The organism is Xanthomonas sp. 3075 (genome assembly GCF_014197275.1).
In the GTDB taxonomy this organism is placed as follows: domain Bacteria; phylum Pseudomonadota; class Gammaproteobacteria; order Xanthomonadales; family Xanthomonadaceae; genus Xanthomonas; species Xanthomonas campestris_B.
This window is the reverse complement of sequence record NZ_JACIFI010000025.1, coordinates 51,003-61,480: the sequence shown is the minus strand read 5'-3', so window position 1 is coordinate 61,480 and position 10,478 is coordinate 51,003. Positions and strand designations below refer to the sequence as shown.

Here is a 10,478-nt window from a genome sequence, read left to right as displayed (position 1 = left end):
ATGACCCCGGCTGCTTATGCCCAACATCTGGCCAACACCGATATCATTACCCCCGGACTCTAAACCAAGCCGCTACTCAGGGCGGGGGGATGTCGCATCGTCACAAGACCCATCTTGTTCCCAAGCTGTTCGTCCGCGTCAGAATCCTCCATGACCAGCACGACTACACTGCGCAGCGTCATCATTCCCCGTCGCCCTCCCACGTCTCGGTCGTCCCTGCCATGGCTTCTTCCCGCCTTCCGCCTTATGCCGATTCGCCGCAATTTCGTGGCGGACGGTTTCGCAATGTGCAGCCGTTACCGACCGTCAGGCTGAGCCTGCGCGAGCGGATCGGCTTGCTATGGGCGTTCGCCTTCAACAAGCCCAGCGGCACGGTGCCGTCCACGCCGTTGCCGGTGCAGCCGCTGACGCGCGCGCAGTTGCTCGCCGCGCCGGACCGCAGCCTGTACCGGCTCGGCCATTCCACCGTGTTGATGAAGCTGGCCGGCGGGCTGTGGCTGACCGACCCGGTCTTCTCCAAGCGCGCCTCGCCGGTGCCGTTTTTCGGGCCCAAGCGCTTTCACGCGCCGCCGATTGCGCTGGATGATCTGCCAGCGCTGGCCGGGGTGATCCTCTCGCACAACCATTACGACCATCTCGATCGCGCCACCATCCTGGCGGTGGCCGATCGCGTTGGCGTGTTTGTCGCACCGCTGGGTGTGGGCGACCTGCTGGTGCGCTGGGGCGTGGACCCGGCCAAGGTGCGGCAGCTCGATTGGTGGGACACGATCACGCTCGATGGCCTGCAGCTGACCGCCACCCCGTCGCAACATTTCTCCGGGCGCGGACTGTTCGACAGCGGGCAGACCCTGTGGTGTTCCTGGGTGATCCAGGACGGCGACCTGCGCCTGTTTTTCAGCGGCGACGGCGGGTATGGCCCGCACTTCAAGACCATCGGCGAGCAGCTCGGTCCGTTTGATGTGGCGCTGATCGAAAACGGCGCGTACGACCATAAATGGCCGCACGTGCACATGCAGCCGGAGCAGAGCCTGCAGGCGTTTCTGGATATCGGCGGCCAGACGCTGCTGCCGATCCACAATGGCACGTTCGATCTGGCGATGCATGCATGGCAGGAGCCACTGGACCGGATCGTGGCGCTAGCCGATAGCGCCGACATTGCACTGGTCACGCCACGCATGGGCGAGCGCGTGGATGTGAATGCACCCGGCAATCGCCTGCATTGGTGGCGGCAGGATGAAACCGCGATCGCTTCGGATGCACCGGTGGCAATGCGGTAAGCAGTTGCATGGTGGGGCTGGCACGTACCTGTGGTGTGTGTGCCAGTGTCTCTCCGTCGGCAACGCGCACTGTCGATCGATGCAGGATCCTTGCGCTACCGCGCAGGGGCGCAACTGACTAACGCGTGGCAATGTTGCATGGTTTTGGAGTCGGCGCAGGACGCCATCGTGGGTGACGCGGCATCACGTATTTACCAGCACCTTCATGGGTTCAGTGGCTGTTGGATGGCTTTTGCGCTTGGTGCGGTTTGCCCAATGGCGTAGCGCGATCGCCTTGACGCGCATGCTGACGCGGAAACCAACAGCGTCCATTACAGCCGCTGCCACTGCAGCCCTTCGCCATGCCGGTAATACACCGCAACCGCCTTGCCATAGACGGCCGAGGCATCGACCAATCCGAAGTAACGTCCATCCAGGCTGTTGCCACGGTGGTCGCCCAGCATCAGCAACTTGCCTGGCGGTACCGTCAGCCCTGCGATATTGGGACCGCCGCCATTACCGAGATTCAATTGCGCCAGATGCGCACCGAAACGTTCGGCACTGCGACCTTCCCGTGCAAGCGGCACGTCATTGATCTGAAGATGCCCGTCGGTCAAGTTGACCCGGTCGCCCGCCACTGCCACCACACGCTTGATCAAACGCGTGCCATCGCGCGGTGAATCGAACACCACCACCTCACCACGCTGCGGTCGATCGCCATCGACGACGATGCGGTTGCTCAGCGGCAGACGCCAGCCGTAGGCATGCATGTCCACCACCACACGGTCGCCCGGCTCCAGGGTGGGCTGCATCGAGCCGCTCGGCACCTGGTAGTGGTTGGCGAACGAGGAACGCGCGGCCGTCATCAGCACCAGTAACACCAACAACGGCAGCAATTCCTTGCGTGACCAGTGTGCAGCGCGTTGCAGACGGGAGGCGGTGGGATTGGGTTGCTTCATGGGGCACCTGTTGGTCTGAATTGATGGTGGGCGATGGCCAATTGAAGATGCGCTTGCACCCCGAGCGGGCGGAAGTGACGAAAGGCATGGCACGGCCCACGTTGCTGTTGTCCGGTTTTTGCCCTGTTGTTGCCCTGGTTTTGGCATTGGCTGTTGTTGTGCTCTGGCTATCGCTTCCGAGGCCCCATACCGAACAGCAAAAGCAAGCAAGAGCACAGCGACAGCATGACTTGCTGAACCCCATACACAAACAAAAACGGGATGGCGCATGGCCATCCCGTCTTGATTGCTAACTCCAATGGCTACACGTGCATGCGCCAACGACGCGCACGCATCGCTCCGTCACTCACTCCGTCAAACCACGATTCTCCAGCAGCGCCTGGACGCTGGGATCCTTGCCGCGGAAATCCCGGTACAACGTGGCCAGGTCCACCGTATTGCCGCGCGAAAGGATCTTGGCGCGGAAGATATCGCCGTTCTTGCGGTTCAAGCCGCCGTTCTCCTTGAACCATTCGAACGCGTCGTCGTCGAGCACTTCCGACCAGAAATAGGCGTAATACCCGGCAGAATAGCCACCGCCCCAGATGTGGTCGAAATAACTGCTGCGATAGCGCGGCGGCACTTCGGCCAGGTCCACCTTGAAGCGCTTCAACGCGTCGGCTTCGAACTTGCTCACGTCCTGCAACGGCGCGTCGGCCGGCTGGGTATGCCAGGCCAGGTCGAGCAGCGCCGCCGACAGGTATTCGGTGGTGGCGTAACCGCTGTTGAAGGTCTTGGCCTTCTTGATCTTCTCGACCAGTTCGGCCGGCATCGGCGCACCGGTCTGGTAGTGCTTGGCGTAGTTGGCGAAGACCTTGGGGTCGGAGGCCCAATGCTCGTTGAACTGCGAGGGGAACTCGACGAAATCGCGCGAGGTGCTGGTGCCGGCGATCGAGGGGTACTTCACCTTGGAGAACATGCCGTGCAGCGCATGACCGAACTCATGGAACAAGGTGGTGACGTCGTCGAAGCTCAGCAGCGCCGGCTGGCCGGCGGCCGGCTTGGTGAAGTTGCAGACGTTGTAGACCACCGGCTTGGCGCCGGTGAGGCCGTCCTGCTCGACGAACACGTCCATCCAGGCGCCACCGGACTTGCTGTCGCGCTTGAAGTAGTCGGTATAGAACAGCGCCATCGAGGTGCCGTCCGCATCGAACACTTCATACACCTTCATGTCAGCGTGATAGGTGGGGATGTCGGTGCGCTGCTTGAAAGTGATGCCGTACAGCTGCGTGGCCGCATAGAAAACGCCGTTCTGCAACACGTTATCCAGTTCGAAATACGGCTTGATCTGCGACTCGTCCAGGTCGTACTTGGCCTTGCGCACTTGCTCGGCGTAGAAGTCCCAATCGGAGGCGGCGAGTGTGAAACCACCCTTCTGCGCATCGATGACCTTCTGCATCTCGCCCACTTCGCGGCGCGCCTTGGCGGTGGCCGCCGGCACGGTATCGGTCAGCAGCTTGAGCGCGGCGGCCGGGGTCTTGGCCATCTGGTCGCCCAGGCTGTAGGCGGCGTAATTGTCGAAGCCGAGCAACTTGGCCTTTTGCGCACGCAGCTGGGCCAGGCGCTGGATGGTCTGGCGGGTGTCGTTGGCGTCGCCCTTTTCTGCACGCGTTTCCGAGGCCTTGAGCACGTCGGCGCGCAACTGGCGGTCCTTCAGCGAGGCCAGCACCGGTTGCTGGGTAGTGTTCTGCAGCGCGAGCAGATACTTGCCATCGAGCTTGCGCGCCTTGGCCGCATCGGCGGCGGCGGCGATGTCGCCCTCGCTCAGGCCATCGAGTCTGGCCTTGTCGTCCACCACTACCGCACCGGCGGCCGAGGCGGCGACCAGACGGGTATGGAACTGGGTGGAGAGCGTGGTCTCTTCGACGTTGAGCTTGCGCAGGCTGGCCTTGTCGGCATCGGACAGCTGCGCACCGGCGCGCACCAGCTCTTCGTAGTCGCGTTCGAGCAGACGCTTCTGCTCCGGCTCCAGGCTCAGCGTGTCGCGCTGGTCGTAGAGGGTTTTGACGCGTGCGAAGAGTTTCGGGTCGAGATTGATCTCGTCCTGGTGTGCGGCCAGCTTGGGCGCGATCTCTTCCTGGATCTTCTGGCGGGCATCGCTGGTATCGGCCTGCACCAACCCGAAGAAGATGCGCGACACGCGCGTGAGCGTTTCGCCGCTGCGCTCCATCGCGTCGATGGTGTTGTCGAAGCTGGCCGGCTCGGGGTTGTCGGCGATCTTGCGAATGTCGGCCAGGTGCAGGCGCATGCCTTCTTCGAACGCCGGCAGGTAGTCGGCATCCTTGATCTTGTCGAACGGCGGCGCCTGGAACGGCAGCGTGCTGGCGGTCAGCAGCGGGTTCGGCGCGGCATCGGCGGCCGGGGCGGCGGCGGTCTTTTCGGGCACGGTGGTGGACTCCTTACCGGACGGCTCTTTTCCAGAACAAGCAGCCAGCGCCAGGGTGATGGCTGCGGCTAGAACGACGGTACGCGACATGGCGTGTGATTCCTGAGTGGGCGGGCGAAGCATCCGGTAACGCTAGCGGGTTTGGCGGCCGCTGGCATGTGCCGTTGGATTGGGTGCTGGGGCGGTGTTGGCAATGGGGAGGGTTGGTTGCGGCTGCTGTGCCCGCATCTGCCCTTCGGGCATCTTCTCCCGCACGCGGGAGTAAGGACGTGCTTGCGTGCGGGAGTGAGGAGTCGCCTGCGCGCAAGGCGACGTGCTTGCGCGAAGGACGACGGACTCACCCGGATTAGCTTGCCTTCTCCTCTGCTGGGAGAAGGTGCCCGACGGGTGGATGAGGGCGGCTCCGACCACACGCGAGGTCAGATCGCCCGTCAGAGCGTCTCGTCCTTGAAGATCGCCACATGCGCAGTGCCGTCGGCGCCGATCCAGCCGCGATACATGCCTTCGGTGTTGAACGGGAACGCGATGTTGCCCTGCGCATCCAGCGCGATGGCCCCGCCGTCGCCGCCGGCCTTGGGAATTTCCTGGTCGATCACCGTCTCGGCCGCCTGTTGCAACGATTGGCCGGCGTATTTCATGCGCGCGCAGATGTCGTAGGCCGCCACCGCACGGATGTAGAACTCGCCCCAGCCGGTGCCGGACACCGCGCACTGGCCGTTGGCATAAGTGCCGGCGCCGATGATCGGGGCATCGCCGACGCGGCCGTAGCGTTTGTTGGTCATGCCGCCGGTGGAGGTGCCCGCGGCGAGATGCCCATCGCGGTCCAGCGCCAACGCGCCGACGGTGCCGAAGTGCTTGGCGGTTTCCAGATCCAGTTCGGCCTGCGCCTGGCGGTCGCCGGCTTCGGCCTTGAGCGCTTTCTGTAGCTGCTGCCAGCGCTTGTCGGTGCGGAAATAGCTCAGGTCGACCAAGGTGATGCCCTGCGCACGCGCGAACTGTTCGGCGCCGTCGCCGACCAGCATCACGTGCTTGGAGCGGTCCATGACGCTGCGCGCCAGCAGGATCGGGTTCTTGACCGTATGCACGCCGGCGATCGCACCGGCCTTGCCGCTGGCGCCATCCATGATGGCCGCATCCAGTTCGTTCTTGCCGTCATGGGTGAACACCGCACCGCGCCCGGCGTTGAACTGCGGGGCATCCTCCAGCACGGTGATGGTGGCGGCCACCGCATCCACCGCGCTGCCGCCGCGCGTCAACACCGCATGGCCGGCACGCAGCGCGCGTTGCATCGCTTCGCGTGCCTGCGCTTGTTCGTCAGGGGAGAGGCTGGATTTTTCCACGCCTGCGCCGCCGTGGATCACCAGCATCGGCGTGGCGGCCAGTGCCGGGCCGGCACATAGCAGCAAGGAAAGGCACAACGCACGGGCGGATGAAGTAATCATGGTGTTTCCTCAGACTTTCATGGCAGCAAATGGCGACATTGGCACTGCGGGAGGTGCCACTGGCAAGACAGTCTCGTCTTATGCACGCTTCCCTGATCTATCGAATACACCCTGGGTAAGGCAGCACTGCGACACGGTGTCGGCTTGAATGAAGCATTAGCTGCGTTACTCATAACCGCGCCCAGCCCATAGAAATAGAGCGAACGCCTGCCAAGGATTGCCTGGCTTGGGTCCAGGCAGCTCGCCGAAAGATGAGGTAGTCGCCCACGCGCATGCTGCCTCAAGAAAGTCGGCGATTGACTGATTCGCCCATTCCCCCTGAAACCCATCGAGAGTAACCGCAAGAGAATCTGCTGAACGACGATCAGCAGCTAGGAGCTCAGCAAAGCCCACGAACGATGCCTCATCCTGCACGGCTTCTAGAACTTCGAACAGTCTGTCTCCCATTGCGCGTTGAACCCTCGGCCTTTTGTCTGGGTAGATAGCGCCCTTGAGTCACGAAGGAAGAACTACCTCATGCAAGAGCCCTAACTTGCCCGCTGCTCTCGTGTCTGGTCCAGCATCTGTGGGCAAGGCACATCGGCACCCTGCACGCTATGGCACCTACAACGTATCGCGATGCTTGCCGCGCCACGGCCGGTACCAGGTGCGGATGGCAGCGATATCGGCGGCCATGTCGGTGCCGGTCCAGAACGGCTCGCCGATGCCCACGGTCTTGCTGGGGTAGTCGAAATACACCGGCAGGATCGGCACCTTGGCGTCGGAGGCGATCTTCCAGAAACCGGCCTTCCAGTGCTCCACGCGCTTGCGGGTGCCTTCGGGGGTGATCACGTACCACATCTGCTCGGAGTTGCGGATCAGCCGCACCGCCTGGCCGATGGTGCCCTGCGGCGAGCTGCGGTCCAGCGGGATGGCGCCGAGTTTGCGCAGCAGCGGGCCCAGCGGCCACCAGAACAGTTGCGCCTTGCCCAGCACGCGCACATCGAAGCCCAGCGCGAACTTGGCCGCAAAGCCGACAAAGCCGTCCCAGTTGGACGAATGCGGGGCGACGATCATCACCAGCTTGGGCTCGTCGGGCAGACGCCCCAGCAGCCGCCAGCCGGTCAGGCGCAGTGCCGTGCGCCCCAGCCAGCGGCCGAAGCGGCCGTGTGCGCGAGGCATTCTGGGTGGAGAGGGCTGCAGCAGGATGTTGGCCTGTGTTACCGGTGGCAACGACGGGTCGGTGTGACTCACGCTTACTCCCAGTGGGACGCAGAGCGTCCACGCTTGATATGGCTGCGCTCACGCTTGGCATCCAGCCGCCGCAGCTTGGCACCATGACTCGGTTTGGTGGCGACCCGGCGCTTGGGCACCGACAGGCACGCACTGATGATCTCGACCAGCCGCTCGCGCGCATCGTCGCGGTTGCGGTCCTGGGTGCGGAAGCGCTGCGCGTCGATCACCAGCACGCCCTCGGCGGTCATGCGGCGATCGCGCCGCGACAGCAGACGCGCGCGCAGGGGTTCGGGCAGCGAGGGCGACCCGGCCACGTCGAAACGCAGTTCCACCGCAGTGGAGACCTTGTTGACGTTCTGCCCGCCCGCGCCGCTGGCGCGCACGAAGCGTTCGACGAGTTCGCTGGGCGGAATCGTCAGGCTGGGGGTGATCTGGATCGGGTCGCTGGCCATGTGCGCCGATTGTATCGGCACCGGCAGGGACGCGCGCGCGAACGCCGGCTTCCCGTATGCTGCGGCCGGTTCCCAGATTGCAGGATGCTCCGATGACACCCCTCCGTTCCGTTGCCGCCGCCCGCGCCTTCGCGCGCCGTCTGATCGTGCTGGCCGCGCTGGCGATTGCCTCGCCCGCCGCGCTGGCGCAGGCGCAGGCGCCCAGCGATGCCGACGTCAACCGTCTGCTGGCCGCTTCACGTGCGCAGACCATGCTGGACACCATGCTGCCGCAGATCGAAGCGATGCAGCAGCAGCAGTTCGCCCAGCTCACCGCGCAGCGCCAGCTCGACGCCGACCAGCAGGCGCAGCTGCAACGCATCCAGGAGCGTACCCGCCAGACCGTACGCAAGGCGCTGTCGTGGTCGGAGTTGCGGCCGATGTATGTGGACATCTACAAGCGCTCGTTCTCGCGCGAGGACGTGCTGGCGATGGCCGAGTTCTACGAGAGCTCGGCCGGCCAGAGCCTGCTGGACAAGACCCCGGCGCTGACCCAGAACCTGATGGGCGCGATCCAGCAGAAGATGCTGCCGCTGTTTGCCGATCTGCAGAAGGATCTGGAAAAGATCGTCAATGAGCCTGCTGCGGGGCAGAAGCCCTGAGCGGCGGGGATTGGAGAATCGAGATTGGGGATCGGGAACCGCGTGATCGCTGCGATGGGTGCGGGTGCGGGGTTGGATTGCGTTGTTGGTGACGGCGGTGCGTTTCCTTTCCGGTGACGGAAGAGAACAGTGCATCCTTCTCCCGCCGGGAGAGCGCCTGTAACAAGCATGCCCCCATCCGCCCTTCGGGCACCTTCCCCCGCAGGCGAGGGAAGGAAGCAGCTCGGAAGGCGAGTAGGAAAGGAAGCAACTCGGAAGGCAAGCAGGGAAGGCGGCAACGCGGGGACGGCGAGCATTGAGCGTGGCGCTTTAGCCCCTCTCCCGCCTGCGGGAGAGGGGTTGGGGTGAGGGAACGCCTGCGCAGATTTCTTGCAGGCCGAGTGGACGTCTCGATCTCTGAACTAGGCGCGCCGCATCACGCGGTCTGCATGACTCCCAACCCCGCCATCTCCCACCCGAACAACGCACACGCCTTGGCGAACTCCACATCCAGCGGCGCAGTGACGCTGATGCGCCTGCCATCGGCCGGATGCGGGAACCCCAGGCGTTCGGCGTGCAGCAACATGCGGTGGATACCGAGCATGCGGAAGCTGCGGTTGTGGCGGCCGTCGCCGTGGCTGGTGTCGCCGATCATGTGATGCGACAGATGCTTCATATGCCGGCGGATCTGCCGGAAGCGCCCGGTCTGCGGCTGGCAACGCAGCAACGCATAGCGCGAGGTGGCAAAGCCGGTGGACGGGATCTCCAGCTCGCCGGTGGCCAGGCGCTGAAAATGCGTCACCGCCGGCTTCTTGACCGGCTTGCCGGGCCCGCCGTCCAGATCGTGGTCGACGATGAAGCGCTCCTCGGCCGGCCAGCCGCGACAGACCGTCAGATAGTCCTTCTCCAATTCGCCGGCCATCAAGGCCTTGCCCAGCGCGCTGGCGGCGTCGCGATCGAAGGCCAGCAGCAGGCAACCGCTGGTGGCGCGGTCGAGCCGGTGGACCAGGAAGATCGGCCGACCCAGCTGCTCACGCAGGCGGTCGGCCAGAAAGTCGTCCTCTCCCCGCGCCAGCTTGCTGTCGTGGACCATCAGGCCCGCGGGTTTGTCGACGACGGCCAGGACATCGTCCTGGTGGAGAATCTGCAGATGCTTGGGGGATGTGCTCACCGGCGAATTATCCGCATCGCTTACACCGCATGCCACCACGTCGCTGTGCCGACCAGCCCCGTTGAACGGACCGACAAGCCGTGGCCGAGCCTGCGGATCGCTCACCACAAGCGCTCTCAGTACGGTGTGCCGTCCTTGTGCCGGTACGCCCACTGCCCGTCTTCGGCGGTGACCAGCATCAGATCGTCGTCCGGGTAGGTGATGCAATCGCCGGCGCTGCGGTCGCCGACTTCCAGATAGGTCACCGGCGCCTGGCTACGGTTGATCAGGCAATGCGCATCGCCGTCTCCGGCGCGGAAACCGGCGCACATGCCCGGCTGCAGCAGTTGCTCGCCTGCGTTGGTCATCAGGCTCGGCGTGCCGCTGACGATGTAGACAAATTCATCCTGCAGCGAATGCCCGTGCCGCAACGCCGAGCGTGCACCCGGCGCCAGCGTGGTCAGGTTGACGCCGACGTTGCGCAGCCCGAACACGGCACCCAGTGCGCGTTTCTGGCGACCATCCATCTGCGCAGCGAACACCGGCGGATAACTGGAATTCTGCGTGCACGGCACATCGAGCGCGGCAATCGGCGCAGCGGGTGGGCTTAAGAGCGGCTAACAAGACGACTTCGCGTCAGCCTACTGCAGGCCGGCTGATCTGCGGCCTGGCTGCAGGGCCCTTGCCCGCCCACCATCGCGGGACACGCTGCAAGGACGTCCTTGTAAGCGCTTACGCGGCATCCATGCCGCGTAAGGTCGCGCGACGGTGGGCGGGCAAGGACCAGTCGGTATGGTCGGTGTTCATGCTTTTGAACAAGGCAACCTACAACTGTCTGGCGCGGTGTCCTCACCGATTGCGGGACCGTGTGGCGGCATGGATGCCGCCACCGAGCCCCCAGGGACGGGTTCACGGCGTGTCCCGCGAGCGGTGAGGGCACCGCGCATTCGACCCACTCA

The 10,478-nt window shown here is 64.5% G+C and carries 9 protein-coding genes; 2 read left to right on the top strand and 7 right to left on the bottom strand.

The genetic code is table 11. The features are described 5' to 3' along the window. The first annotated feature begins 221 nt into the window (after positions 1 to 221). Positions 222 to 1,277, top strand: coding sequence for an MBL fold metallo-hydrolase (locus tag GGR62_RS18500; protein ID WP_184409297.1), 1,056 nt, complete (start codon positions 222 to 224; stop codon positions 1,275 to 1,277). Positions 1,278 to 1,588: 311 nt separating this feature from the next. On the opposite strand, the gene lepB is transcribed toward GGR62_RS18500, so the two are convergent. The 5 genes from lepB to arfB form a co-directional block, all read right to left on the bottom strand. Then, a complete protein-coding gene (gene lepB, locus GGR62_RS18495) occupies positions 1,589 to 2,215 on the bottom strand; it encodes a signal peptidase I (RefSeq protein ID WP_184409296.1) in 627 nt (208 codons plus the stop codon). Positions 2,216 to 2,561: 346 nt separating this feature from the next. Continuing rightward, a complete protein-coding gene (gene dcp / locus GGR62_RS18490; protein ID WP_184409295.1) occupies positions 2,562 to 4,730 on the bottom strand; it encodes a peptidyl-dipeptidase Dcp in 2,169 nt (722 codons plus the stop codon). A gap of 341 nt (positions 4,731 to 5,071) precedes the next feature. Further along, a complete protein-coding gene (locus GGR62_RS18485; RefSeq protein WP_184409294.1) occupies positions 5,072 to 6,082 on the bottom strand; it encodes an isoaspartyl peptidase/L-asparaginase in 1,011 nt (336 codons plus the stop codon). Positions 6,083 to 6,685: 603 nt separating this feature from the next. Next, complete coding sequence (locus tag GGR62_RS18480; RefSeq protein ID WP_184409293.1) at positions 6,686 to 7,315, bottom strand: lysophosphatidylcholine acyltransferase; 630 nt, start codon at positions 7,313 to 7,315, stop codon at positions 6,686 to 6,688. A gap of 2 nt (positions 7,316 to 7,317) precedes the next feature. Continuing rightward, entirely contained in the window at positions 7,318 to 7,749 is a 432-nt protein-coding gene (gene arfB, locus GGR62_RS18475) for an alternative ribosome rescue aminoacyl-tRNA hydrolase ArfB (protein WP_024743182.1), read from the bottom strand. A gap of 56 nt (positions 7,750 to 7,805) precedes the next feature. Here arfB and GGR62_RS18470 point away from each other — a divergent pair, with 56 nt between their 5' ends. Next, entirely contained in the window at positions 7,806 to 8,390 is a 585-nt protein-coding gene (locus tag GGR62_RS18470) for a DUF2059 domain-containing protein (RefSeq protein WP_184409292.1), read from the top strand. A 415-nt stretch (positions 8,391 to 8,805) separates the two neighbouring features. On the opposite strand, the gene GGR62_RS18465 is transcribed toward GGR62_RS18470, so the two are convergent. Further along, positions 8,806 to 9,576 (bottom strand): pseudouridine synthase, encoded by a 771-nt coding sequence (locus tag GGR62_RS18465; protein ID WP_184409303.1) that lies wholly within the window; start codon positions 9,574 to 9,576, stop codon positions 8,806 to 8,808. An 80-nt stretch (positions 9,577 to 9,656) separates the two neighbouring features. Next, complete coding sequence (locus GGR62_RS18460; protein WP_184409302.1) at positions 9,657 to 10,109, bottom strand: cupin domain-containing protein; 453 nt, start codon at positions 10,107 to 10,109, stop codon at positions 9,657 to 9,659. Between the last annotated feature and the right edge of the window lie 369 nt (positions 10,110 to 10,478).